The organism is Streptomyces sp. NPDC029956, assembly GCF_055574655.1.
This window is the reverse complement of the sequence record NZ_JBVHZJ010000035.1, coordinates 15,413-39,361: the sequence shown is the minus strand read 5'-3', so window position 1 is coordinate 39,361 and position 23,949 is coordinate 15,413. Positions and strand designations below refer to the sequence as shown.

27 protein-coding genes are annotated in these 23,949 nt (G+C 72.2%); 20 read left to right on the top strand and 7 right to left on the bottom strand.

Annotated elements, in window-relative coordinates:
* Positions 1 to 4 precede the first annotated feature (4 nt).
* Positions 5 to 1,747: an ABC transporter substrate-binding protein gene (locus ACZ4XX_RS25615; RefSeq protein WP_468510208.1), complete on the bottom strand. Its 1,743-nt coding sequence runs from the start codon at positions 1,745 to 1,747 to the stop codon at positions 5 to 7.
* A 226-nt stretch (positions 1,748 to 1,973) separates the two neighbouring features.
* Here ACZ4XX_RS25615 and ACZ4XX_RS25610 point away from each other — a divergent pair, with 226 nt between their 5' ends.
* The 9 genes from ACZ4XX_RS25610 to ACZ4XX_RS25570 all read left to right on the top strand — a co-directional run bounded on the left by ACZ4XX_RS25610 (position 1,974) and on the right by ACZ4XX_RS25570 (position 11,008).
* Positions 1,974 to 3,131, top strand: coding sequence for an NAD(P)/FAD-dependent oxidoreductase (locus tag ACZ4XX_RS25610; RefSeq protein ID WP_468510207.1), 1,158 nt, complete (start codon positions 1,974 to 1,976; stop codon positions 3,129 to 3,131).
* A 32-nt stretch (positions 3,132 to 3,163) separates the two neighbouring features.
* Positions 3,164 to 3,478 carry a (2Fe-2S)-binding protein gene (locus ACZ4XX_RS25605; RefSeq protein ID WP_468510206.1) on the top strand — a complete coding sequence of 105 codons (315 nt, stop codon included), beginning with the start codon at positions 3,164 to 3,166 and terminating at the stop codon, positions 3,476 to 3,478.
* Positions 3,459 to 5,150 carry an FAD/NAD(P)-dependent oxidoreductase gene (locus ACZ4XX_RS25600; RefSeq protein WP_468510205.1) on the top strand — a complete coding sequence of 564 codons (1,692 nt, stop codon included), beginning with the start codon at positions 3,459 to 3,461 and terminating at the stop codon, positions 5,148 to 5,150. The genes ACZ4XX_RS25605 and ACZ4XX_RS25600 overlap by 20 nt, the downstream gene beginning before the upstream one ends.
* A gap of 30 nt (positions 5,151 to 5,180) precedes the next feature.
* Entirely contained in the window at positions 5,181 to 6,095 is a 915-nt protein-coding gene (locus ACZ4XX_RS25595) for a dihydrodipicolinate synthase family protein (protein WP_468510204.1), read from the top strand.
* A gap of 136 nt (positions 6,096 to 6,231) precedes the next feature.
* A complete protein-coding gene (locus ACZ4XX_RS25590; protein ID WP_468510203.1) occupies positions 6,232 to 7,236 on the top strand; it encodes a proline racemase family protein in 1,005 nt (334 codons plus the stop codon).
* Complete coding sequence (locus tag ACZ4XX_RS25585) at positions 7,233 to 8,618, top strand: aldehyde dehydrogenase family protein (protein ID WP_468510202.1); 1,386 nt, start codon at positions 7,233 to 7,235, stop codon at positions 8,616 to 8,618. The genes ACZ4XX_RS25590 and ACZ4XX_RS25585 overlap by 4 nt, the downstream gene beginning before the upstream one ends.
* A 47-nt stretch (positions 8,619 to 8,665) precedes the next feature.
* Positions 8,666 to 9,346, top strand: coding sequence for a GntR family transcriptional regulator (locus ACZ4XX_RS25580; RefSeq protein ID WP_468510201.1), 681 nt, complete (start codon positions 8,666 to 8,668; stop codon positions 9,344 to 9,346).
* Between the two features lie 54 nt (positions 9,347 to 9,400).
* Positions 9,401 to 10,378 carry a GNAT family N-acetyltransferase gene (locus ACZ4XX_RS25575; protein ID WP_468510200.1) on the top strand — a complete coding sequence of 326 codons (978 nt, stop codon included), beginning with the start codon at positions 9,401 to 9,403 and terminating at the stop codon, positions 10,376 to 10,378.
* Positions 10,379 to 10,441: 63 nt separating this feature from the next.
* Positions 10,442 to 11,008, top strand: a complete 567-nt coding sequence (locus ACZ4XX_RS25570) for a DUF4291 domain-containing protein (protein ID WP_468510199.1) — start codon at positions 10,442 to 10,444, stop codon at positions 11,006 to 11,008.
* 62 nt (positions 11,009 to 11,070) lie between these two features.
* On the opposite strand, the gene ACZ4XX_RS25565 is transcribed toward ACZ4XX_RS25570, so the two are convergent.
* Positions 11,071 to 11,460: a VOC family protein gene (locus tag ACZ4XX_RS25565; RefSeq protein WP_468510198.1), complete on the bottom strand. Its 390-nt coding sequence runs from the start codon at positions 11,458 to 11,460 to the stop codon at positions 11,071 to 11,073.
* Between the two features lie 162 nt (positions 11,461 to 11,622).
* Positions 11,623 to 12,927 carry an MFS transporter gene (locus tag ACZ4XX_RS25560; RefSeq protein WP_468510197.1) on the bottom strand — a complete coding sequence of 435 codons (1,305 nt, stop codon included), beginning with the start codon at positions 12,925 to 12,927 and terminating at the stop codon, positions 11,623 to 11,625.
* 114 nt (positions 12,928 to 13,041) lie between these two features.
* Here ACZ4XX_RS25560 and ACZ4XX_RS25555 point away from each other — a divergent pair, with 114 nt between their 5' ends.
* From ACZ4XX_RS25555 to ACZ4XX_RS25545, 3 genes are all read left to right on the top strand, one after another.
* Positions 13,042 to 13,548 (top strand): MarR family winged helix-turn-helix transcriptional regulator, encoded by a 507-nt coding sequence (locus ACZ4XX_RS25555; RefSeq protein ID WP_468510196.1) that lies wholly within the window; start codon positions 13,042 to 13,044, stop codon positions 13,546 to 13,548.
* Positions 13,549 to 13,705: 157 nt separating this feature from the next.
* Positions 13,706 to 14,197: a DUF2975 domain-containing protein gene (locus ACZ4XX_RS25550; protein WP_468510195.1), complete on the top strand. Its 492-nt coding sequence runs from the start codon at positions 13,706 to 13,708 to the stop codon at positions 14,195 to 14,197.
* Positions 14,197 to 14,418, top strand: coding sequence for a helix-turn-helix domain-containing protein (locus ACZ4XX_RS25545; protein ID WP_468510194.1), 222 nt, complete (start codon positions 14,197 to 14,199; stop codon positions 14,416 to 14,418). Before ACZ4XX_RS25550 ends, ACZ4XX_RS25545 begins: the two co-directional genes overlap by 1 nt.
* A gap of 193 nt (positions 14,419 to 14,611) precedes the next feature.
* Here the strand turns inward: ACZ4XX_RS25545 and ACZ4XX_RS25540 are convergent, their stop codons facing one another.
* On the bottom strand, positions 14,612 to 15,064 hold the full coding sequence (locus tag ACZ4XX_RS25540) for an Lrp/AsnC family transcriptional regulator (RefSeq protein WP_468510193.1): 453 nt from the start codon (positions 15,062 to 15,064) through the stop codon (positions 14,612 to 14,614).
* A 110-nt stretch (positions 15,065 to 15,174) separates the two neighbouring features.
* On the opposite strand from ACZ4XX_RS25540, the gene ACZ4XX_RS25535 reads away from it, so the two are divergent.
* The 7 genes from ACZ4XX_RS25535 to ACZ4XX_RS25505 all read left to right on the top strand — a co-directional run bounded on the left by ACZ4XX_RS25535 (position 15,175) and on the right by ACZ4XX_RS25505 (position 18,921).
* On the top strand, positions 15,175 to 15,792 hold the full coding sequence (locus tag ACZ4XX_RS25535; protein ID WP_468510192.1) for a LysE family translocator: 618 nt from the start codon (positions 15,175 to 15,177) through the stop codon (positions 15,790 to 15,792).
* Between the two features lie 68 nt (positions 15,793 to 15,860).
* Positions 15,861 to 16,331 (top strand): PaaI family thioesterase, encoded by a 471-nt coding sequence (locus ACZ4XX_RS25530; protein ID WP_468510191.1) that lies wholly within the window; start codon positions 15,861 to 15,863, stop codon positions 16,329 to 16,331.
* A gap of 299 nt (positions 16,332 to 16,630) precedes the next feature.
* Positions 16,631 to 17,674, top strand: a complete 1,044-nt coding sequence (locus ACZ4XX_RS25525) for a PP2C family protein-serine/threonine phosphatase (RefSeq protein WP_468510190.1) — start codon at positions 16,631 to 16,633, stop codon at positions 17,672 to 17,674.
* Between the two features lie 14 nt (positions 17,675 to 17,688).
* Positions 17,689 to 17,859, top strand: coding sequence for an RICIN domain-containing protein (locus ACZ4XX_RS25520; protein WP_468510189.1), 171 nt, complete (start codon positions 17,689 to 17,691; stop codon positions 17,857 to 17,859).
* Between the two features lie 104 nt (positions 17,860 to 17,963).
* Positions 17,964 to 18,236 carry a hypothetical protein gene (locus tag ACZ4XX_RS25515; protein WP_468510188.1) on the top strand — a complete coding sequence of 91 codons (273 nt, stop codon included), beginning with the start codon at positions 17,964 to 17,966 and terminating at the stop codon, positions 18,234 to 18,236.
* On the top strand, positions 18,236 to 18,715 hold the full coding sequence (locus ACZ4XX_RS25510) for an RICIN domain-containing protein (protein ID WP_468510187.1): 480 nt from the start codon (positions 18,236 to 18,238) through the stop codon (positions 18,713 to 18,715). The genes ACZ4XX_RS25515 and ACZ4XX_RS25510 overlap by 1 nt, the downstream gene beginning before the upstream one ends.
* The gene (locus ACZ4XX_RS25505) at positions 18,712 to 18,921 is read left to right on the top strand and encodes a hypothetical protein (protein WP_468510186.1); all 210 of its coding nucleotides are present in this window, start codon (positions 18,712 to 18,714) and stop codon (positions 18,919 to 18,921) included. The genes ACZ4XX_RS25510 and ACZ4XX_RS25505 overlap by 4 nt, the downstream gene beginning before the upstream one ends.
* Here ACZ4XX_RS25505 and ACZ4XX_RS25500 read toward each other — a convergent pair.
* Positions 18,882 to 19,598, bottom strand: a complete 717-nt coding sequence (locus ACZ4XX_RS25500; RefSeq protein WP_468510185.1) for a GNAT family N-acetyltransferase — start codon at positions 19,596 to 19,598, stop codon at positions 18,882 to 18,884. The two genes, ACZ4XX_RS25505 and ACZ4XX_RS25500, sit on opposite strands and share 40 nt — an antisense overlap.
* Before the next feature lie 221 nt (positions 19,599 to 19,819).
* Between ACZ4XX_RS25500 and ACZ4XX_RS25495 the strand changes: the two genes are divergently transcribed.
* A complete protein-coding gene (locus ACZ4XX_RS25495) occupies positions 19,820 to 21,037 on the top strand; it encodes an alpha/beta hydrolase family protein (RefSeq protein WP_468510184.1) in 1,218 nt (405 codons plus the stop codon).
* 184 nt (positions 21,038 to 21,221) lie between these two features.
* On the opposite strand, the gene metX is transcribed toward ACZ4XX_RS25495, so the two are convergent.
* A complete protein-coding gene (metX, locus tag ACZ4XX_RS25490; RefSeq protein WP_468510183.1) occupies positions 21,222 to 22,403 on the bottom strand; it encodes a homoserine O-acetyltransferase MetX in 1,182 nt (393 codons plus the stop codon).
* A 92-nt stretch (positions 22,404 to 22,495) separates the two neighbouring features.
* Positions 22,496 to 23,857, bottom strand: coding sequence for a bifunctional o-acetylhomoserine/o-acetylserine sulfhydrylase (locus ACZ4XX_RS25485; RefSeq protein WP_468510182.1), 1,362 nt, complete (start codon positions 23,855 to 23,857; stop codon positions 22,496 to 22,498).
* Between the last annotated feature and the right edge of the window lie 92 nt (positions 23,858 to 23,949).

The window sequence follows — 23,949 nt, the reverse complement described above, 5'->3', positions numbered from 1 at the left end:
GGCCTCAGTTCCCGCTCTTCGAGGGGTCCTTGAGGCCGACGGTGGCGTAGTCGAGTTGGCCGCCGAAGGAGGTGTGGCCGAAGGCGCCGGCGATGTTGGTGCCGATGAGGAGGGGCTTGCGCTCGACGACGACGGGCGCGGTGGGCGCCTTGGCGAGGATCTTCCCGTCCAGTTCCTGCCAGGCCTCGGCGGCCCGGGTGGCGTCGGCCATCGCCGCGATCTCGTCCATGCGCTTCATCGTGGCGTCGTCGCGGAAGAGCGAGTGGTTGCCCGAGTTGCCCTTCTCCTTGATGAACCGGCCGTCGAAGACGAACGGCAGGAACGTGGAGCCGGAGGGGTAGTCGGGGCACCAGCCGGTGTAGACGAGGTCGGTGCGGTTCTCCGTGTCGCCGATCGTGTCGTAGAAGGCGGAGGGGTCGACGGTCTCGATGGTGACCTTGATCCCGGCCCGGCCGAGGGACTGCTGGATCGCCTCGCCGACGGCCTTGTCGCCGTTGGAGACGGTGATGCGGGTGGTGAAGCCGTCCGCCCTGCCCGCCTCCTCGAGGAGCTTCTTCGCCTTCGGTACGTCGCCGGTGAGCGGGATGCCGAGGGTGTCGGGCTGCTTGCCCCCGAACAGGAAGCCGGGCATGAGCGCGGTGGCCGGGTCGTTGAGGGCGGGGCCGCCGGAGGCGGTGAGGACGGCCTCGCGGTCCAGGGCGTACTGCACGGCCTGCCGGACCCTGAGGTCGTCGAAGGGCGCGCGCCCGGTGTGCATCTGCACCATCTCGGTACAGCTGGTGGACTCGGCGAGGAGACGGGCCTTGACGTCCGGCTTGGTGAGCACCTTGGGGGTGGACTCCGGGCGGAGCTTGTCCCAGGGGACGGCGGAGGCGTCCGGGCCGGTGGCGGCGATGAGCCGGTCGTCGATCTGGTTGGCCTTGAGGCCCATGGTGACGACGACCCTGTCCGGGTACGCCTTGCGCACCGGGTCGGTCTTCGGGTCCCAGTGGGGGTTGCGGACGAGGACCAGCTGCTTGTCGCGGGCGTAGGAGTCGATCTTGTACGGGCCCGAGGAGAAGGGCCTGTTGTCGTACTGGGGCCCCTTGTCCTGCGACGGGGGCACGGGTGCGAAGGTGGGCAGCGTGGCCGCGTAGGGGAACTCGGCGAAGGGCGTGCGGAGTTCGAAGACGATCGTGCGGTCGTCGGGGGTCTTCACCGAGGCGAGGTGCTTGCCGCCCGCCGGGCCCTGGTAGCCCTCGGCGCCGGCGAGGTAGCGGGCGGCGTAGTCGGGGCCGCCGGGCAGGTCGGGGGAGAAGGACCGCTCCACGTTGTGCTTGATGTCCTGGGAGGTGATCGGGGTGCCGTCCTCGTACTTCAGTCCCGGCTTGAGCTTGAAGGTCCAGGTTCTGGCGCGGTCGGAGGAGACGCCCAGGCTCTCCGCGAGGTCGGGGACCAGTTCGCCGCCCTGGGCGCCGGGTTCGGCCTTGTACGTGACGAGGGTCCGGTAGAGCAGGCGGGTGCCGAAGTCCATGTCGCCCATCACCCAGTTGCGGGCCGGGTCGAGATGGGTGAAGTCCTGGTTGGACAGGACGGTGAGGGTGCCGCCCTTCTGAGGGGTGCCGCCGAGGACCGCCCCGGTGTTGGAGGTCGCGGGGTTCCTGCCGTTCCTGTCGCTCGCGGACGTGCCGCCGCCGGAGCAGCCGGTCGCGGCGAGGGTCAGGGTCGTCACCAGGGCCGTGGCCAGGGTGCGCGTGCGCTTGTTCATGCGGGTCACTCCGGGGGAGCAGTCGGACAGCCTGAGGCGGCTGGAATGTGACCGGTAACATAGTAATGTGAAATTGTACTGACAAGGTATCGGGAGGGCCGTTACCCATCCGTGTCCGGAAGGGGTCGCTGGGGGCGAGTGTGGGATCGGGTGGGGTGGAGCGAGTGCTTGAGGATGTCCGACTGGGGGTCTTGGCAGAGGGAGTGCAATGTGAAATATTACTGCCGTGCCCACGAGACAGACCTCGGACGTCATCGTCATCGGCGCCGGCGTAGTCGGCGCAGCCTGCGCCCACTACGCGGCCCTCGCCGGCCTCTCCGTCACCGTCGTCGACCGAGGTTACGTCGCCGGCGGCACGACCGGAGCGGGTGAGGGCAACCTCCTGGTCTCCGACAAGGAACCCGGACCGGAACTCCGACTCGCCCTCCTCTCCACCGCGCTGTGGACCGAACTCGCCGACAGGCTCCCGCCCGCCGTCGAGTACGAGGCCAAGGGCGGCCTCGTCGTCGCCTCCGGCGAGACGGGACTGCACGCCCTGCGCGAGTTCGCGGCCCGCCAGGAGAAAGCGGGTGTCGTCGCGCACGAGGTGCCCGGTGACCGGCTCCACGACCTGGAACCCCACCTCGCACCGGGCCTCACCGGCGGCTTCCACTACCCCCAGGACGCCCAGGTGATGCCCGCCCACGCCGCCGCGCAGCTCCTCCGAGCCGTCGGCGACCGGGTCCGCCTCGCGCTGGGCGAGGAGGTCACCGGCCTCCTCACCGGCGCGGGCGGAGCGGTCCGCGGCGTGCGGACCGCCACCCGCGAACTCCACGCCCCGTACGTCGTGAACGCCGCGGGCACCTGGGGCGGCGCCCTCGCCGACCTCGCGGGCGTCCACCTCCCCGTCCTGCCCCGCCGCGGCTTCGTCCTCGTCACCGAACCCCTGCCGCGCGTCGTCCGCCACAAGGTGTACGCCGCCGACTACGTGGCCGACGTGGCCAGCGGCTCCGCCGCGCTCCAGACCTCGGCCGTCGTCGAGGGCACCCCGGCCGGGCCCGTCCTCATCGGCGCCAGCCGCGAGCGCGTCGGCTTCGACCGGACCCTCTCCACCGAGGTGCTGCGCCGCCTCGCCACCGGGGCCACCGCACTGTTCCCCGTCCTCGGCACCGTACGGGCGATCCGCACCTACCCCGGCTTCCGCCCCTACCTGCCCGACCACCTGCCCGCCATCGGGCCCGACCCGCGTGTCCCCGGACTGCTGCACGCCTGCGGCCACGAGGGCGCGGGAATCGGCCTCGCACCGGTGACGGGACAGATCGTCGCGGCCTGTATGACCGGCGCCGAACCTCCCCTCGACCTCCACCCGTTCCGCCCCGAGCGCTTCGACGCCACCGCCCCCTGAGGCGCGCACCCACCGTCACGAGAGGAGGGCCCGTGGCCCGCACCCCCATCGACCTGGTCAGGGCACAGCCCGATCCGCCGTTCGAGATCACCTTCGACAGCCGGCCCGTCCCCGCCGTGCCGGGCCAGACCCTCGCCGCCGCCCTGTGGGGCGCGGGCATCCTGGCCTGGCGCACCACCCGGGACGGAGGCCGCCCGCGCGGCGCGTTCTGCGGCATGGGCCAGTGCTACGACTGCCTCGCCACCGTCAACGCAGTGCCCAACCGGCGCGCCTGTCTGGTCCCGGCCCGCCCCGGCGACGTGATCACCACCCAGGAAGGGCACGGCCATGACCGCCTCGGCGTCTGAACCCGAAGACGCGGCCGGGACGACCGGGGCCGGTTCGGTGTCCGCCGGGTCCCGTTCGGTGCCCGCCCCCGAAGACGCGGCCGGGCCTTGTCCGGCGCCCGCCCCCGAAGGCACGGCCGGGACGCCTCCGGCGCCCGAACCGGCGAACCCGCCCCGGACCGCCGCCGACTCCGTGCCCGACGCGCGTCGATCCGCAGACGCGCTGTACGACCTCGTCGTCATCGGAGCAGGCTCCGCAGGGCTCGCCGGAGCCGTCACCGCCGCCGAACTCGGCCTCACCGTAGCCCTGCTGGACTCGTCGGCCCAGCCCGGCGGGCAGTTCTACCGGCACCCGTCACCCGGCCTGGGCGCGCTGCGGCCCGAGGCCCTCCACCACGGCTGGTCCGCCTTCACCGACCTGCGCCGACGCCTGGACGCGAGCGGCGTCGACCACCTGACCGCACATCATGTGTGGTCCGTCGCGAAGGACACCGACGGGACATGGACGGCGCACGCCCTCACCGGCGCGGACGGCAGCGCGGACGCGCCCGTCCGGATCCGGGCCCGCGCCCTGCTCCTCGCCACCGGCTCCTACGAGCGCCAACTCCCTTTTCCCGGCTGGACCCTGCCCGGAGTCGTGGGCGCCGGGGGAGCGCAGGCGATGCTCAAGTCCGGGCTCGTGCTGCCCGGCCGCCGCATCGTCGTGGCCGGCAGCGGCCCGCTGCTCCTCGCCGTGGCCTCGTCCCTCGCCTCGGCCGGGGCGAGGGTGCCGGCGGTGGTCGAGGCCGCGGGGTACCTGCGGTACGGGCGCTCCCCCCGGGCGCTCGTCACCAACCCGCGCAAGGCGGTCGAGGCCCTCGTCCACACCGCGGCGCTGGCCCGTCACCGGGTGCCCGTCCGGCTCCGCAGCGCGGTGACAGAGGTGCACGGCACCGACCGGGTGGAAGCCGTCACGGTGAGCCGCCTGGACCGCGAGTGGCGGCCCGTACGGGGGACGGGCCGCCGGATCGCCTGCGACGCCCTCGCCGTCGGTCACGGCCTCGTGCCCCAGATCGAGCTGGCCGTGGCGGTCGGCTGCACCACCCGCGCACTGCCCGACGGCACCCTCGGCCTGGCCCTGGACGACCTCCAGGAGAGCTCGGTGCCCGGTCTGTGGGCCGCGGGCGAGACCGGAGGCGTCGGCGGGGCCGAACTCGCCCTGACCGAAGGGGAACTGGCGGGCAGGGCGATCGCCGAGCGGCTCCTCGGCCGCCCCGCCCGAGTAGGTGCGGCCGCGGGACTCAGGCGGCGCCGGGACCGCATGCGCGCCTTCGCCGACGTCATGTCCGCCGCGCACGCCCCCGGCCCCGGCTGGACGGGATGGCTGAGCGACGACACGGACGTGTGCCGCTGCGAGGAGGTCCCGGCGGGCAGGATCCGCGAGGCGGTCGCCGAGTGCGGCGCGCGCGACGCCCGGACCGCCAAACTCCTCACCCGGGCCGGCATGGGGTGGTGTCAGGGCCGCATGTGCGGGACGGCCGTGGCGTGCCTCGCAGCCGCCGGGGGCGCCGGAGCCACCGGAGCCATCCCTGAACCGCCGGCCGAACGCCGCCCGTTCGCCGTCCCCGTCCCGCTGTCGACGCTGGCCGCGCTCGACGGACCGCCGGACCCGGCTCCCGCGTCCGACGGTCCGGAAGACCCAGTCCCCTCCTGAGACCTCACACCTCACCGAAAGGCCGTCGAGATGAACACCACCACCACCACCTGGACCACCGACCGTCCCTGGCGCGGCATCATGGTCGCCACCACCCTGCCCTTCAAGAAAGACCTCTCCGTCGACTACGACGCCTACGCCGAACACGTGGCCTGGCTGATCGCCAACGGCTGCGACGGCGTCGTCCCGAACGGCTCCCTCGGCGAGTACCAGACCCTGACCGCCGACGAGCGCGCCCGGGTCGTCCGTACCGCCGTCGAGGCCGCGGGCGACGGAGCCAGGGTCATGCCGGGCGTCGCCGCGTACGGCAGTGCCGAGTCCCGCCGCTGGGCCGAACAGGCCGCCGAGGCCGGCTGCGGCTCCGTCCTGCTGCTGCCGCCCAACGCCTACCGGGCCGACGAGCGTTCCGTCGTCGCCCACTACGCGGACGTCGCCGGGGTCGGCATCCCGGTCGTCGCGTACAACAACCCCATCGACACCAAGGTCGACCTCGTCCCGAGCCTGCTGGCGAAGCTGCACGCCGCCGGCAGCATCGTGGCCGTGAAGGAGTTCAGCGGCGACGTCCGCCGGGCCTACGAGATCGCCGAACTCGTCCCGGAACTCGACCTGCTGATCGGCGCCGACGACGTCCTCCTGGAGCTGGCCCTGGCCGGCGCGGTCGGCTGGATCGCCGGCTACCCCAACGCCCTGCCCGCCAGCAGCGTCGAGCTGTACCGGGCCGCCGTCGCGGGCGACCTGGCGACCGCCCGGCCGCTCTACTCCTCGCTGCACTCCCTGCTGCGCTGGGACTCCAAGGTCGAGTTCGTCCAGTGCATCAAGCTGTCCATGGACATCGCCGGCCGCCGCGGCGGCCCCACCCGCCCCCCGCGTCTCCCGCTCACCGGCGCGACCGAGACCGCCGTACGGACCGCCACCGAGAAAGCCGTCGCCGACGGCCACCGCTGACCGGACCACCGACGGGACCCACCGACGGTCACCGTTGCCCGGCCCCGGCTGACCGGACCTGCTGACGGGACCCACCGACGGTCACCGCCCTCCGGCCCCACCGACGGGACCCACCGACCGGACCGAAAGGAACTCCGTGCGTACGCGTCATGTCTTCCACGCAGTCGACTCCCACACCGAGGGAATGCCCACCCGGGTCATCACCGGAGGCGTCGGCGTGATCCCCGGCGCCACCATGGCCGAGCGCAGGCTCCACTTCATCGAGCATCTCGACCACCTCAGGACGCTCCTCATGTTCGAGCCGCGCGGGCACGCGGCCATGAGCGGCGCCGTCCTCCAGCCCCCCACCCGCCCCGACGCCGACTACGGCGTCCTCTACATCGAGGTCTCCGGCCTCCTGCCGATGTGCGGCCACGGCACCATCGGCGTCGCCACCGTCCTCGTCGAGACCGGCATGGTGCCGGTCGTCGAACCGGTCACCACGGTCCGCCTCGACACCCCGGCGGGTCTCGTCTCCGTCGACGTCCTGGTGGAGGACGGCGCGGCCAGGTCCGCCACCTTCACCAACGTGCCCGCCTTCTGCGTGGGCCTGGACCGGGCGGTGGACGTCCCCGGCCTCGGCAAGGTCACCTACGACCTCGCCTTCGGCGGCAACTTCTACGCCTTCGTCGACCTCGACGACCTCGGGCTGCCCTTCGACCGCGACCGCAAGGACGACCTCCTCACCGCCGGACTCGCGATCATGGACGCCATCAACGCCTCCCCGGACCGCCCCGCACACCCCACCCGCCCCGAGATCTCCGGACTCAAGCACGTCTACCTGACGGCACCGGGCTCCGACGCCACGCACTCACGGCACGCGATGGCCATCCACCCCGGCTGGTTCGACCGATCCCCGTGCGGCACCGGCACCAGCGCGCGGATGGCCCAGCTCCACGCACGGGGCGAACTCCCGCTCGACCGCGACTTCGTCAACGAGTCCTTCATCGGCACCCGGTTCACCGGCCGGCTGACCGCCGGGACGGAGGTCGGCGGGCTGCCCGCCGTCGTCCCCACCGTCACCGGCCGCGCCTGGATCACCGGCACCGCCCAGTACTTCCTCGACCCGGACGACCCCTTCCCCGGAGGCTTCCTCCTGTGATCCCCGACGTGTCCACCCTCGTCTCCCACAACCCGTCCGACCCGGCCGACGTGCTCGTCAGCCTCCCGGCACCCGGCGCCTTCGCGGCCGCCGACGCCGTCGAGCGGGCCCGGGCCGCCCAGCCCGGCTGGCTGCGCGCCGGCGCTGCCGCCCGTTCGGCCGGGCTCGGCACCGTCGCCGCGGCCCTGGAGGCCGCGGCCGACGAGCTCGCCGCCCTCGCCGTACGCGAGGTGGGCAAGCCCCTCACCGAGGCCAGGGCCGAGATCGCGCGCACCGTCGCCATCTGGCGCTACTACGCCCAGGCGCCCTTCGCGCCCACCGGCTCCGTCCACGAGACCGCGGCGGGCCCCGGGCTGCTCCTGAACCGGCGCCGACCCCACGGCGTGGCCGGGCTCGTCACGCCCTGGAACTTCCCCTTCGCCATCCCGAGCTGGAAGGCCGCTCCTGCACTCGCGGTCGGCAACACGGTCGTCCTCAAACCGGCTCCCGAAGCCACCGCGTGCGCCCTGCGCCTCGCCGGGATCGTCCGACAGGCCCTGCCGGAGCACGTGTTCGCCGTCCTGCCGGGCGGCCCCACCGAGGGCAACGCCCTCGTCTCCGCGGCCGACGTCGTCTCCTTCACCGGCTCCACCCCCGTGGGCCGCGCCGTCGTCCGCGCGGCGACGGCGCGGGGCATCCCCGCGCAGGCCGAGATGGGCGGCCTGAACGCGGCGATCGTCCTGCCCGACGCGGACATCGGGCAGGCGGCGGCCCACATCGCCGCCGCCGTGGCCGGGTTCGCCGGCCAGAAGTGCACCGCCACCAGCCGGATCGTCGCCGTCGGAGCCGCCCTCGACCCCCTGCGCGAAGCCCTCTCCGAGGCCTTCCGGGCCGTCCGGGTCGGCGACCCCGCCGACCCGGGGACGGTGTGCGGACCGCTCGTCCACGAGAGCGCGCGCGAGCGCGTGGTCGAGGCCTGGCAGGGGCTCTCCGTCCTCGCCGGCGCCACCGTACCGACGACACCCGGCTGGTACGCGGCCCCGACGCTGGTCGAGAAGGTCCCGCCGGGGCACCGACTGCTCGACGAGGAGGTCTTCGGGCCCGTCGCCGCGCTGCTCCCCGCCGACGACCTCGCCCACGCGGTAGGGATCACCAACTCGGTGCCGTACGGCCTCGTCACCTCGGTCCACACGGCCGACCTCGACGCGGCCCTGTACGGACTCGACCTCGTCGACACCGGCATGATCCGGATCAACGCCCCGACCACCGGCGTCGACTTCCACCTGCCGTTCGGCGGTGCCAAGCAGTCCGGTCACGGCCCGCGCGAGCAGGGCAGGGCGGCCCTCGAGTTCTACACGTCCTCCCGGACGTACACCCTGGCACCCGCGGGCGCCGCGACGTGACATCGTACGGTGGTGACGCAGAACGAGCCGAAGGGATCACCACCTCCATGGGGCACCTGACCCACCGAGACCTGAACGCCTCCCGGGAGCGGCTCCGCGACCAGGTCGCCCACGCCCTGCGCGCCGCTCTGATCTCCGGCGAGCTGCGGCCGGGCGTGGTGTACTCGGCCCCCACCCTGGCCGAGGACTTCGGGATCTCCGCCACTCCCGTACGTGAGGCGATGCTCGACCTGGCCCGTGAAGGGCTGGTCGAGCCCGTCCGCAACAAGGGGTTCCGGGTCACCGAGGTCGACGAACGCGACCTCGACCAGTACACCGAGATCCGCGCGCTCATCGAGATCCCGACGGTCGGCCGTGTCACCCGGTCCGCCACGCGCGAGGACCTGGAGGCGCTGCGGCCGGCGGCCGTGGAGATCGTGCGCGCCGCCCGCGAGCACGACCTCATCGGCTACCTGGAGGCCGACCGCCTCTTCCACCTCACCCTGCTCGGCCTCGCGGGCAACGAGCGCCTGGTCGAGACCGTCGGCGATCTGCGCAAGCGGTCGCGCCTGTACGGGCTCACCGCGCTCGACGAGAGCGGTGACCTCGTTCCGTCGGCCGAGGAGCATCTGGAACTCCTCGACCTGATGCTCGCCGGGGACGCCGAGGGCGCGGAGGCCTGCATCACCCGGCACCTGGGTCACGTCCGTTCCCGCTGGGCCAAGAGCGAAGGACCGGCGGAAGGCTAGGCCCTGTCCGGAGCGTACCGAACGTCAGTCACGTACCGAGGGAGCGATGCCCACGTGTTCACTCTTCCCATCGGCGACCATGCCCGGCTGTGCCCCCTGGGGCCCTGGCAGGCACCGGAGTTCCTCGCCCACATCGACCGGGCGCGGGACGCCGTCGACCCGTGGATCCCCTGGGCGACGTTCAGCACCGACCTGCCCTCCGCCACCGCAACCCTCCAGCGCTACGCGGACCGGCTGGCCACGGACAACGGCGGGATCTTCGGCATCTGGCTGGACGGCACCCTGGTCGGTGGCGTCATGTTCACCCGCTTCGACAGCGCCTCCGGCGTGTGTGAGATCGGCTGCTGGCTCGAGAAGGCGGGAGAGGGACGGGGCCTGGTGAACCGGGCCTGCCGGGTTCTGATCGACTGGGCCTTCACCGAGCGGGGGATGAGCCGCGTCGAGTGGTGGGTCGCGGCGCACAACGCCCGCAGCATCGGGGCCGCGCGCCGCCTCGGCATGACGCGCGACGGTGTGCTGCGGCGGCATTCTCCGTACCGAGGTGTGCGGCACGACATCGAGGTCTGGGCCGTCCTCTCCGAGGAGTGGCCGACCGCCGGGGAAGGGTCCGCGTCAGGCGTCCAGGCCGAACTCGACCGGCTCATGGGTGTGTTCGTCGGTGCCTTCACGAACACCGGCGGCAGGCGGCCCGACCTCGACGTCATCCGCGAGGTGTTCATCCCGCAGGGACGGATCATCGCGAACGTCGGAGGCGAACCCGTGATCTACGATCTCGACGCGTTCATCGAACCCCGGCAACGGATGCTCACCGACGGAACCCTGACGGAGTTCTCCGAACGGGAGGTCGCCGCGCGCACCGAGATCTTCGGATCGATCGCCCACCGGTTCAGTGAGTACCGCAAGTCCGGCTACCGCGACGGTGAGTGGTTCGAGGGTTCCGGCCACAAGACCACCCAGTACCTGCTGACTCCGGGGGGATGGAGGATGTCCTCGCTGGCCTGGGACGACGCTCCCGCCGCGGTCACCGTATGACCCCGGGTGGGTGAGGCGAAAACTCCTCGCCGCGCCGGTGGGCCGGATGGCAGGGTGCGGAGCATGACGCCCCCGTACCAGATTCGTGCCGACTACGACGCTCGCACGATCGTGGTCTATCAGGCCTACTCGCCTGCCATCGCCGACGCCGCACTGCGCGCCGGCCGTTTCGTCGCGCCGTTCTCGTTCCGCCGAATGACGTGGATCAAGCCGTCGTTCATGTGGCTGATGCACCGCAGCAACTGGGCCCGCAAGCCTGGCCAGGAACGCGTTCTCGCGGTGCGGATCACCCGGGAGGGCTGGGAGGAGGCCCTGTCCCAGGCCGTGCTGACGACCGCCGACCCGGTGTCGACGGCCCAGGCGGCCGTACATGTCCAGTGGGACCCGGAGCGTTCGCCGCGCGGGGCGGCTCTGAACCACTACAGCATCCAGGTCGGCATCGGTCGTCACCTGATCCGTACGTTCACCGACGACTGGATCGTCGGTCTGACCGACCTCACCCCTCAGATCCGCAAAGCCTCGACACTGATACGGACCGGGCACGCCACCAAGGCGCAGCGGTTGATTCCTGCGGAGCGCGTCTATCCGATGCCCCGGACACTGGAGGGTGTCGTCTCCCCGGTGAGATGACGGCCGGGTGACGGCGGACCGGTGAGATCCGCCCACGATCACCAGCACTTTCGATACGCGTCTCAGGAGGGGCTGCCGCCGTACGGCACGGTGATCAGTTCCATCAGGTGGCCCGCCGGGTCGATGAAGTACACGCCGTGCCCGCCGTCATGGCGGTTGATCGCGCCGGGCTGTTTCCGGTGGGGGTCGGCGTAGTGCTCGATGCCGTGCTGCCTGATCCGTGTGTACGCCGCGGCGAACTCCTCTTCCGAGACGAGGAAGGCGTAGTGCTGGGGGGTGATCCTGTCCGCTGGGATCGTGGCGAAGTCCAGAGTGACGTGGTTGCTCAGATCGACCGCGACGAACGGCCCCCACTCGGCGGTGATCTCGAGACCCAGAAGGTTCGCGAAGAACTCCGCGGATTCCCGGTTGTCCCGGGCGTGGACGATCGTGTGGTTCAACTCGACTGACAAGGAATGCCTCCGAGGGCATCTCCCGACACCTCCATGCCGCACCCGGTTGGTGACCGGCACGCGATGTCGCTGTAGATCCTAGTCGCTGCTGTCCGTGCCGCTGCTGTCGGTGGGCTCGTACGCCCGCATGTGTATCTGCGGCGGGGCGTCGGGCGGTGAGGTTCAGACGCTGAGGGTGATGAGGGCGGCGATCGCGGGGCCGAAGGCGCCGCCGAGCTGGTAGCCGAGGTTGAACAGGCCGATGGCGGTGGGGCGTTGCGCGGCGGGGGCGGCCTGGGTGGCGTAGACCGCCAGGGTGGCCTGGCCGGCGCTCGTGGTGAGGACGGCGAGCGTCGCGGCCGGCAGGAGCAGCGACGGCCAGGGGGTCAGGAGTGCAAGGAGCGGCGCCAGCGCTCCGGTGGTGAGAAGGATGGTCAGGATGCGCGGTCGGCCCCACCGGCCCGCGGCGGCGGCCAGGGCCATGGAGAGCATGGAGCCGGTCAGGAGGGCGACCAGCTGGCCGGTGCCGATGGTGGAGGTGGACCAGTCGGTCCGGTCGCCGAGCAGCTGAGGGACGGTGAAGAGGAGGGTGAAGTACGAGGTCGAGAAGGTGCAGGCGAGCAGGGTGGACAGGACGAAGGTCCTGGTGCGCAGGAGTGATACGGGAACGAAGCCGGTGGGGTGGGTGCGGACGTGCAGGGCCAGCAGCGCGGCGGCTGCGAGGGAGCCGGCGATCGCGGGGAGCGGGAAGCGGGGGATGAGGACCAGGGACGTGGCGAGGAGGACGAGGAGGGCGGCGCCCCGGCCGTCGAAGGGGGTGGTGTCGCGGGGAGCGGAGAGGTCGGCGCGGCGTGCGACGGCCGGCACGGCGAGAAGCGCGACGGCTCCGACGACGAGGGAGAGGCGCCAGGAGACGGCACCGGCGATGGTGGCACCGAGCAGCGGGCCGACGGCGCCGAGAATCCCGAAGCCCGCGGTGATCACGCCCATGCGGCGGACCGAGCCCGCCAGGCTCATGGCGACGGTTACGAGGCCGGCGCCGCCTATCGCCTGTGCGGCGCGGCCGGCCATGGCGAGGGGGAGCCAGGGTGCCGCGGCGACGACGGCGGTGCCGGCCGTGATGAGCACGGCCGCGAGCCGGAGTGTGACGCCCAGTCCGCGGCGGCGCAGGAGTCCCGCCATCAGGGGCGTGCCGACGGCGACGGCCCCGCCGAAGACGGTGACGAGCCAGGTCGCCGTGGCGGTGGGGACGCCGAACGATGCGGCCATGTCGGGGAGGATGAGGACGGGGCTGTTGGCGCTCGCGGCGAGGGGCGTGGCGAGCAGCGCGAGCCACAGGGCGGGGATACGACGGGGTGCCTGGTGGGTGGGCCGGAGCGGACGGGCGCGGTCGAGCGGGGACGCGGCGGACTCCGGAGGAGAGGTGTGGGGGCCGTCGTCGTAGGCCGGTCGCGGGGCCTCGGAGGGGCGCAGGGCGTGTTCGGGCATGAGATGCTCCCGTCATTCAACCTTGATAATCTCAACGTTGAGATAAAAGCAGCGAGATTCTCTCAACGTCAAGTGTCTTAATGTTGAGAGGTCTCCTTGGAGGGGAGTGCGGCGATGAGCGATGCCGTGGACGCGATCATCGGGCAGTGGGTCAAGGAGCGCCCCGACGTGGCGGACGACCTGTGGCCGGTGGAGCTCTTCGGGCGGATCCAGCGGCTTGCCCGGGTGATCGACAAGTCCGCCAAGGCCTCGGCCGCCGCGCACGGGGTGGAGCACGGGGAGTTCGACGTGTTGACCACGCTGCAGCGCTCGGGTCCGCCCTACGCCCTGACCGCAGGGGCCTTCCTGAAGGCGTCCATGGTCACCTCGGGCGCGATCACGAACAGGATCGACAGGATGGAGGCGAAGGGCCTGGTCGAGCGGGTCCGCGACGGCGAGGACCGCCGCACCATCAGGATCCGTCTCACCGAGCACGGCCACGAGGTCACCCGCGCCGCCTTCGCCGACCACCTGGCGAACTACGCGCGACTGCTCGCCGATGTGGACCGCGACCTGGTCGCGAACACCGGTGCGGGCCTGCGGCAGGTACTGGAGGCCCTCGGCGACACCGGCATCGAGTGACGGCCGGACGTCGCGCGGGCCACGGAGTGTGCGGGTGGTCGGCTCGACCCGGCGGCGCCCCGCCCTGCGCGATGCCGCCGTCCGCCCTCCGCTCAAGCCTTGCCTTGCCTATCGAATCTCGATAGGTTCCCATCGTGAATCGATGTAAGGAGGGGTCATGGGGAAGCTGACAGTGCGTGCGTTGCGTGCCGTGCTTGCCGTGGTGCTCGCCGGCACCGTGGGCGTACAGGTGTTGATGATGTGGATGTTGGTCAGCGGGAGTGACCCGGAGGACGGCTCGCTCCCGCTCACCCCGATGCGGGTCATCGTCGTCCTGGGGATGCTGTCGGCGCAGGTCGCTCTGGTCTCCGTGTGGCGGCTGGTGGCGATGGTGCGACGCGGAACCGTCTTCTCCCATGCCGCGTTCCGGTACGTGGACGGCGTCATCGGCGCGATCGTGGCGGTCGCCGTCCTGTGGTTCGCGGTCACGGTCCTCAACGCGCCGGGCCAGCGGGAGGATCCGGGCGTCACCGTCATCATGGGCGGGATCGGCCTGGCCATTCTGGGGGTCGCGCTCATCGTCCTCGTGCTGCGGATGCTGCTCGCCCAGGCCGTCGAGCGCGATGGCGAAGCCGCGCGGATGCAGGCCGAGCTGGACGAGGTCATCTGATGCCGATCGTCGTCGACATCGACGTGATGCTGGCCAGGCGGAAGATGTCCGTGGGCGAGCTCGCCGGCCGCGTGGGGATCACGCCTGCGAACCTGGCGGTGCTCAAGAACGGCCGCGCCAAGGCGGTGCGGTTCGCGACGCTCGCCGCGCTCTGCGAGGTGCTCGAGTGCCAGCCGGGCGACCTGCTGCGCTGGGAGATCGAAGACGCCGCCGACGGATGACGTCCGCGCAGGGCGATCGGTGACGTCTCCGCCGGGGTGCCGGAGCTCGCGGACCGCCCGGCTCACGGACGGCCCGGCCCGGGAGGCCCGCGGCTCGGGGGGCAGCGGATTCATAGGGCCCGGCCACTCGGGAGGGCTCGGCTCCGCGGGAGGCCCGCTGATCCGGAAGGCCCGGCCACTCGGGGAGGCTCGCCTACTCGGGCAGCGGGCGGTCGTCGATGACGTTCTTCATGACGAGGGTGGAGGTCAGGCGCTGCACCCCGGGCAGTCGGGCGAGCTGGCGGTCGTACAGCTCCTGGAACGCGACCAGGTCGGCCGTCGCGATCCTCAGCAGGTAGTCGGGCTCGCCGAACAGACGCTGTGCCTGAAGCACGTGCGGAACGGCGGCCACGGCCTCTTCGAAGGCCGTCACGGTGTCGGCGTCCTCCCAGCGCAGGGTGGCGAACACGAGGGCCTCGAAGTTCAGGCCGACGGCGGCCGGGTCGACGACGGCGCGGTAGCCGCGGATCGCGCCCTCACGTTCGAGGTCGCGCAGCCGACGGTGGCACGGCGAGACGCTGAGCTTCACGCGAGCGGCCAGCTCGGTGATGGTCAGGCGGCCGTCGAGCTGCAGCTCGGTAAGAATCTTCCGGTCCAGGGCGTCCATGGAGAAGATTCTCCCTCACAGCGCGCGATCATGGGGTAAAGACGCAAACACCTTCGGGCATATCCGGCCTAGCCTTCCCTCCAGAGCAAGAAGTGTGAGAGGGAACGACGATGGATACGACGACGCTGGCGGCCTTCCTGGCCGTGGACCTGCTCCTGGTGTTCACCCCCGGCGCGGACTGGGCGTACGCGATCACCGCCGGTCTCCGGGAGCGTTCGGTCGTCCCTGCCGTCACGGGGCTGCTCGCCGGGCATGCGGCCTACGCGTTGGTGGCCGTGGCGGGCCTGGCGGTGATCGTGGCGGGTTCCCCGGCCGCGCTCACCGCCCTGACCGTGGCGGGCGCCGGCTACCTGCTGTGGCTGGGCTGGGGTGTCCTGAAGCAGCCGGCCGTGCCGGAGGCGGCGGGAGGGAACCCGCAGGCCTCCCGCATGCAGGTCATGCTCAAGGGGGCCGGGACGAGTGGACTGAACCCGAAGGCCCTGCTGCTCTATTTCTCACTGTTCCCGCAGTTCATCGACACCGCCGACGGCTGGCCGGTCGCCGCGCAGACCGGTCTGCTCAGCACGATGCACCTGGCCGCGTGCGCCGTCGTCTACCTCACTGTGGGCGTCCTCGCCCGCACGGTTCTCAGGACCAGGCCCTCGGCTGCCCGGATCGTCACTCGCGTCAGCGGTGCCATGATGATCACCCTGGGCGCCTTCCTACTGGTGGAACGCCTGGCCGGCTGAGGCCCCGTCCCGCTCCGCCCGAACTCACCCGAGCTCCGCCCGACACGGTCCCGAAGGAGAGCATGCACGTGGAAGACCAGTCACAGGCCCGGGCGCGGCAGGAACACGCGAGCCCCGCACTCCGGAAGCGCATCCAGGACAGCTTCGAGCTTCAGGGCCTCATGGCCCACCTCGGCGCGCGTCTCGCCCACATCGGCCCCGGTCGCGTCCACATCGTGCTCCCGGCCCGCCCTGAGGTGACCCAGCAGCACGGCTTCGTCCACGCCGGTGCCACCAGCGCCATCGCGGACAGTGCCGGCGGCTACGCGGCGCTCACCCTGTTCGACGAGGACTCGGACGTCCTCACCGTCGAGTACAAGATCAACCTTCTGGCGCCGGCCGCCGGCGACCACCTCGAAGCGATCGGCACCGTCCTGAGGTCCGGACGCACCCTGACCCTGTGCCAGTTGGAGGTTTACGGCGTCCAGGGCGACGGCGAGCGGAAGCTGGTCGCCAACGGCCAGCAGACGTTGATCCGTGTGAGCAGGACCGCCGGGTGACACCGCGGCCTGCTCTTCCGTCCAGGCTGACGTGGTGGCTGCGGCCCTTGTCTTCCGTCGGCCGGTGCGCGGCCGCGAAGGCGTGTCGGCCGAGCCCCCGATAGCGGCTGCCGGGGGCAGACGCCTCCCTGACCTGCGCCCTGCGCCGGACCTGCGCCTGACCCGTGCCGGACCTCTGCCACCCTCTGCGGCCCCCTCCGGCTCCCGAGGCGCTTTGTCCCTCTTATGTGGATATTCTGTCCGATGTGATCGAGTCTGGACGGCTACGGCTGGGGCTACGCCGGCGCTATGGCCCAGGGATGTTCGTGCGCCTCTCGCCGGTCCTCCTGACCGTCGTGATCGCCGCACTGGCCTACAACACGCCGCCGGAGATGGCTTTCAGCCGCCTCCTGCCGGCCGCACCGGCCCTGGCCGCCGCCATGTGGCCGGTTCTCCCCACTGTCCTGCTCGGCACGGTCTGCCTGGTGCTGATGATCGGCCTCAGCCTCGTCTTCCCCGACCTCGGGACCTGGTGGACAGCCGCGGGGATCATCGCCGTCACCGTCGCCGCGGCGTACGGCAGCCATGTGCGGCTCCAGCGGGAGCGCACCCTCCTCCAGGTACGGCTCGTCGCCGACGCGGCGCAGCAGGTGGTGCTGAGTCCGATGCCGCGCCGCTTCAGAAACGTGGAGATCGAGTCGCTGTACCTCGCGGCCGCGGCCGAGGCACGCATCGGCGGGGACTTCTACGAGGCCGTCGACACGCCGTACGGCGTCAGGCTGCTCATCGGTGACGTGCGGGGCAAGGGTCTGCCGGCGGTGGGGGCGGCCGCGGCCATCGTCAACGCCTTCCGCGAGGCCGCCTACAGCGAGACGGACATGGTCGACGTCGCACGCAGGCTCGACGCCACGTGCACCAGGTACAACGGCGCCTTCCCTCCTGAGGGGACGATGGAGCGCTTCGCCACGGCGCTCCTCGTCGAGATCCCGGAGGCCGGAGGGCGGATCGACGTCCTCAACTGCGGACACCCGCCCCCGTTGATCCTGACCCGCTCGACACTGCGCGTCCTCGAGTCGCCGACCCCGTCGCCCCTGCTCAGCCTCGCGGACCTGCTCGGCGACCACTACAACGTCGACACCTGCGCCTTTGAGCCGGGTGACCTGCTCCTTCTCTACACCGACGGGATCGCCGAGGCCCGCGATCGGCGCGGCGAGTTCTTTCCCCTGGCAGCCTGGACACGCCGACAGCCGCTGACGCCACCCCGCGAACTCCTCAAGTCGCTTCACCGTGATCTTCTTCGCTACACCCAGGGGCGTCTCGACGACGACATCGCCGCCCTGGCCGTACGCCTGAGCGAGCGCTGAGCGGCCCGGTCCCGATGAGCGACGCGCCGCCGTCAGCGGCAGCGCGCGGCGCCTACCGGCTGGTCTCCCGGCCCAGTGGCCAGTGCCTCGACGTCGCCACCGGCTCGCGGCTCCCCGGCGCGGACGTGCGCCAGTGGCCCTGCAACGGCCTCCAGCCCCAGCTCTGGATCCTCCGGCACCTCTGACCTCCCCGCGGCACCCCGAGAACCGACCGTCCACCTTCACCCCCACGAAAGGTGACACGCATGCCACCTCGGACACCGACCCCCACCGGCCGCCGCACGCTCCCGTGGGCAGCCGTGTTCGCACCCTCGCGGCACTCCTCGGCTCGCTCGTGACGGCCGCGCCGCCCGCAGCGGCGGCTCCCGTCCTCTGCGACCAGTACGCCTCCACGACGATCAAGGAGGGCCGGTACGTCGTCCAGAACAACCGCTGGGGCGCCGCCACGCGTCAGTGCGTCGACGTCCGTGATCGGGGCTTCGCCGTCACGGTCGCCGAGCACGACAAGCCGGACTCGGAGACCCGGCGGGGCAGTCCGCTGCCGGTGGTGCAGTTGCCGTAGTGGCAGCCGGCGTAGATCGAGGGGTATCCGGCGGGCACGTTGTTCGTGGGGTCTCCCTGGACTTCGCGATCAGCTCCTTCACCGACGACGCGATCTCCCGCGGCCGGATCCAGTCCTCCTGGTACATGACCAGCGTCCAGGCGGGCTTCGAGCCGTGGATCGGCGGCGCCGGCCTCGCCGTGGACGACTTCTCCTTCACCGCCGACGGCGGCTCCACCGGTTCGCGCACCCTCGTCGGGCGCCAGAGCAAGCGCTGCCTCGACGTCGTCGACGGCAACGCGGCCGACGGCACCCCCGTCATCCTGTGGGACTGCTGGGGCGGCGCCAACCAGAAGTGGGTCCTGAACGCCGACGGCACCCTGCGCAACCCCCACTCGGCGCGCTGTCTGGAGGCGGCGGGCCAGAACACCGGCAACCGCGCCCGCATCCAGCTCTGGGACTGCTGGGGCGGCGAGAACATGAAGTGGGACCTGCGATGAGACGCCGCGTGCTCCCCGCGGGCCGCGGCACTCTGCTCGCCGCGGCCGTGCCCGGCCTCGGTGTCGCCGCCACGGCTCCCGTACGGGGCCCGGGCGGCGGGTCGGCGACCGTCCGGGTGACCCCGCGCGAGGGCGTCCACCGGGACCGGCTCGCGAGGTGCACCGGCTATGCGGAACTCGACCGGCTCGCCCTGCGGCTCGGCTGAAGACCGCCCAGGCGCCCGGCGTCCGGCTCCACGGTCGCCGGGGGCCGGGACGGCAGGTCCCGGGCCGTCGGGCGGCCCAGATACCAGACGGGCCCGGGGTCGGGCACGTCCAGCGGCTCGAACCCCAGCCGGTCGTAGAACGCCCGGGCCGCTGTGTTCGCCTGCACCATGCACAGGTGCACGGCGGGCACGCCGTCCGCGTGCAGCGCCGCGAGGAGCGTGTCCATGAGGGCGCGCCCGTACCCCCGCCCCTGCCAGGAGGGCAGGAGGTCGATGTGCAGGTGCGCGGGATGGGCGGCCAGCTCGCCGCGGACCATGCGCTCCGGCGTGTGCAGCAGGACGGCCATCGACTCGGCGGGAGTGGCGGCCTCCCCGGCGGGCGCGGGGAACCGCTCCGCCACCCCGGGGAGCCACTCGTCGCGGAACCGGGCGGCGAAGTCCGCGGTGTCCGGCGCCCCGAGGACGTAGCCGACGGCCCGCCCGGCGCCGTCGTCCAGGACGAAGGCGAACTCCGGCTCCAGCTCCACGTAGGGGTAGGCGAAGATCACGGGCATCAGCTCGGGATCGGGGTAGAGAGGGGAGGAGTCACCTCCCTCGTGGGCCGTCCTCACGCAGATGTCCGCGAGTTCGACGCGGTCCGATGGCTGGTAGCGGCGGATGAACGGTGCTGTCTCCATGGGGGCGACGATCTCAGAATGGGAGCGCTCCCGCAGCGGGTTTACGCCTGAGCGGCCGACCGCGTCAGCCCCAGGGTGTAAACCCGTGGGTCCATGCTCGCGCGGCCCGGTCAGACGGTGGGCCGATGCCGCGGGGGAGGGGCACGTGGCAGCGTTCCCCTGTGCCCACGGACCGTCGGTCTAGGCACATATGACGATCCGTCACCACAGGAGGCCGACCCATGACCACCACACCGTTCATCAGCCGCGGGGGCGTGACGCGCCGCAGCGTGCTGGGAGCCGCGCTGGCCGCCGGCGCCGCCGTACCGCTGGCCGCGGCCGCCCCCGCGTGGGCCGGGCCGGCCCCGGCCGCCCCCACCGGGACCCGGCTCATGCTGCCGCCGCCGACCGGGCCGCATCCGGTGGGAACGGTCCCCTTGCACCTCGTCGACCGGTCCCGTCCGGACGGCATCGCGGGCCCCGGTCACTTCCGCGAGCTGATGGCCACCGTCTGGTACCCCGCCCGGAACGTCCAGCGGTACCCGGTGGCGCCCTGGATGCCGGCCGGTGCGCTCCAGGTGTTCCTCGCCGACGCGGGGTTCGGCGATCTGGCCCCCATCGGACCGCTGACCGCCGGCCATGTGGGCGCTCCCCTGCTGCGAACGGGCCGTCGGCTGCCCGTCGTCGTGTTCTCGCACGGCGCGCACAGCCACCAGGGCGACCACACGATCATGGTCCAGGAGCTCGCCAGCCATGGGTACGTCGTGGTGACGGTCGCTCACCAGTACGACACGTACACCGAGTTCCCCGACGGCCGGGTCGCCGTCCCGCGGCGCGACAGACAGGCCCCGACACTGCCCGGGGACTTCGCCGCCGACCTGCGCTTCCTCCTCGACTGCGTCGGGCGGCTCGCCGCCGGGTGCAACCCCGACGTCGACCGCAAGGACCTGCCGACCGGGCTCCTCGGCTCCCTCGACCCGCGGCGCATCGGCGCGCTCGGCTGGTCGAAGGGCGGGACGGCCACCGCCTGCGCCATGCTCGCGGACGAGCGCATCCGGGCCGGGCTGAGCCTCGACGGCCCGATGCAGATGAACCCGCCCCTCGCGGGCGACCTGCACCGGCCGTTCATGATGATGTCGGCCGAGTTCACCCGGGCCACGGCTCCCGAGGTCGCCGCGTTCTGGTCGCACCTGCGGGGCAGGCGGCTGGACATCCGGGCCCAGGGCGCCGCCCACCTCTCGTACGGCGACAACGAGGCGCTGTTCCCGCAGGTGGCGAAGTTGTTGGGATGGAGCGGGAAACAACTCCAGGACGTGATCGGGACCCTCGATCCCGACCAGGCGGTGAAGATCCAGCAGGCGTACCCGCTCGCGTTCTTCGACGAGCACCTGCGCCACCGCCGCGGGCATCTGCTCGACGGGCCGTCCCCGGCCTTCCCGGCCGTGACGTTCCTGCCCTGATCGAGCGGGGGTGCGGCGGTGCGCCGCCTCGTGGCTCTTGGGGCGGGGGATGGCGAGGGGCGCTGAGGGGACGCTCAGGCGACTGCGAGGGGACTACAGGGGGGACTACGGGAGGTTACGAGGGGACCACGAGGGGATGGGTCGTCCCGTGGAACAGGGGAGCGGCTCGGGTGCGCGGACGGTCCTATCCGGTGAGGCGGGCGAGTGAGTCCGGTGCGCCGTCGAGGAGTTCCCGTACCAGCGCGCCGACCTGGTCCGTCTCCAGCAGGAAACCGTCGTGCCCGGAGGGGGACCGGATGACCCGGACCTCGTCCGCGGACGGAATCCCGTCCGCCAGTTCCTCCTGCTGGGCGAGGGGATAGAGGCGGTCGGAGTCCACCCCCGCCACCACAGTCCGCGCCTGCACACGGCCGAGGGCCGCACGACGACCGTTGCGGTCCCGCCCGATGTCGTGGGTGTTCATGGCCTCGACCAGGGTGACGTAGCTGGCCGCGTCGAACCGCCGGAGGAGCTTGACGGCCTGATGGTCGAGGTAGGACTCGACGCGGTACCGGCCGCCGAGCCAGGGCTGCTCCCCCTCCTGGGCCTCGTGGCCGAAGCGGTCCTGCAGTTCCAAGGCCGCCCGGTAGGTGATGTGGGCGATACGGCGGGCGATCCCCAGCCCTGCGTGCGGTCCGTGCCCGGGTCCGGCATCGTGGTAGTCACCGCCCCGCCAGTGGGGGTCGGCGCGGATGGCGTGGAGCTGCGCGGTCGCCCAGGCGATCTGGTCCGCGCTCGCCGCCGCCGGGCAGGCCAGCAGCAACAGCGAGGCCACACGCCGGGGTTCGCCGACCGCCCACTCCAGCGCGCGCATCCCGCCCATGGAACCCCCGATCACCAGGGCCCAGCGCTCGATGCCGAGCGCGTCGGCGAGTCCTGTCTCGGCACGCACCTGGTCGCGTTGGGTCAGTCGGGGAAAGGCGCCGCCCCAGGGGCGCCCCTCGGGCCCCGTGGAGGCGGGCCCGGTGCTTCCCTGGCAGCCGCCCAGTACGTTCGGCGCCACCACGAACCACCGGTCGGTGTCGAGTGCCCGGCCAGGGCCGACCAGCGCGTCCCACCAGCCGGCGGTCTGGTGGCCGGGGCCGGCGGCGCCCGCGACGTGGCTGTCACCGGTCAGCGCGTGCAGGACGAGCACGGCGTTCGAACGGTCGGGCGCGAGGCGCCCCCAGGTCTCGTAGGCGAGCCGCACTCGCGGGAGCTCGCCGCCCGCCTCCAACGCCAGTGGGTGCGCACGCTGGTGCCACTGACGTCGGCCGGGCGGATCCCCCTCCCGCCATGCGCCGGTGGCGGGCAGGGGGACTTCGTTGGCCGAGGTCACTGAGGTCACTGAGGTCATCGGGGTTGCCGGGGCGACTGAGTCGGACGAGTCGGCCGACTCGGTTGAGGTGGCTGAGGTGACCGAGGTGGCTGAGTCGGAGTTCAGGACGCTTCCTTCGCAGCGCGGAAGCCGGCTTCCAGATCGGCCGTCAGATCGGCCGGATTCTCGATGCCCACCGACAGCCGCACCAGCCCCGGTGTGGTGCCGGTGGCGGCGAGCTGCGCCTCGTCGAGCTGGCTGTGCGTGGTGGAGGCGGGGTGGATGACGAGACTGCGTACGTCGCCGATGTTCGCGAGGTGACTGAACAGTTCCAGTCCGTCCACGAACCGCCGGCCTGCCTCCAGTCCGCCCCGCAACTCGAACGAGAGCACGGCCCCGGCGCCGCGCGGCAGATAGCGGCGCCCCGCCTCGTACCAGCGGTTGGACGGCAGACCGGGGTAGTGCACCGCCGAGACCTCGTCGCGCTGCTCGAGCCACTCGGCCAGCGCCTGGGCGTTCTCCGAGTGCCGCTCCAGGCGCAGGCTCAGCGTCTCCACGCCCTGCAGGAGAAGGAACGCCGAGTGCGGCGCGATGGCGGGGCCGAGGTCGCGCAGCAGCTGCACCCGCAGCTTGACCGCGTACGCGCCCGCCCCGAGATCGGGCCAGTAGCGCAGACCGTGGTAACTGGCGTCGGGCTCGGTGAAATCGAGGAAGCGCTCGGGGTGCGCGCCGAAGTCGAACGTGCCCGCGTCGACGACCACACCGCCGAGCGTGGTGCCGTGTCCGCCGAGGAACTTGGTGGCCGAGTGCACGACCACGTCCGCCCCGTGTTCGATGGGACGCAGCAGGTACGGCGTGGGCACGGTGTTGTCGACGATCAGCGGCAGGCCCGCCGCGTGTGCGACGTCGGCCACGCCCCGGACGTCGAGGACGTTGCCGCGCGGGTTGCCGAGGGTCTCCGCGAACAGGGCCTTGGTATGCGGCCGTACGGCGGCTCGCCAGGCGTCGAGGTCGTCGGGGTCCTCGACGAACGACACCTCGATGCCGAACTTCGGCAGGGTGTGGTGGAACAGGTTGTACGTGCCGCCGTAGAGGGAGGCACTGGAGACGATGTGGTCGCCGGCCGAGGCCAGGTTCAGGATCGCGAGGGTCTCCGCGGCCTGCCCGGACGCGACGGCGACGGCGGCGACGCCGCCTTCGAGGGCGGCGATGCGCTGCTCGAAGGCGTCCTGGGTGGGGTTGTGGATGCGGGTGTAGATGTTCCCGGGTTCGGCGAGGGAGAAGAGGTCGGAGGCGTGCTGGGTGTCGCGGAAGACGAAGGAGGTGGTCTGGTAGATCGGGACCGCACGGGCGCCGGTGGCCGGATCGGGGGACGTGCCGGCGTGCAGCTGCTTGGTCTCGAAGGACCAGGTCGGCGTCCCGGCTCCGGCGGGCTCGCTCTCGGGGGTGTGACCTGCGGTGAGGGCGTCGATGGAGGGGCTCATGGGTCTCCTCGGAGGTGGGGGTGAGGGCGATGGATGCGGGCGAAGGACGAGGGTGATGGGGGTGGGGGGTGAAGGGTGCGGCGAGGGTGGCC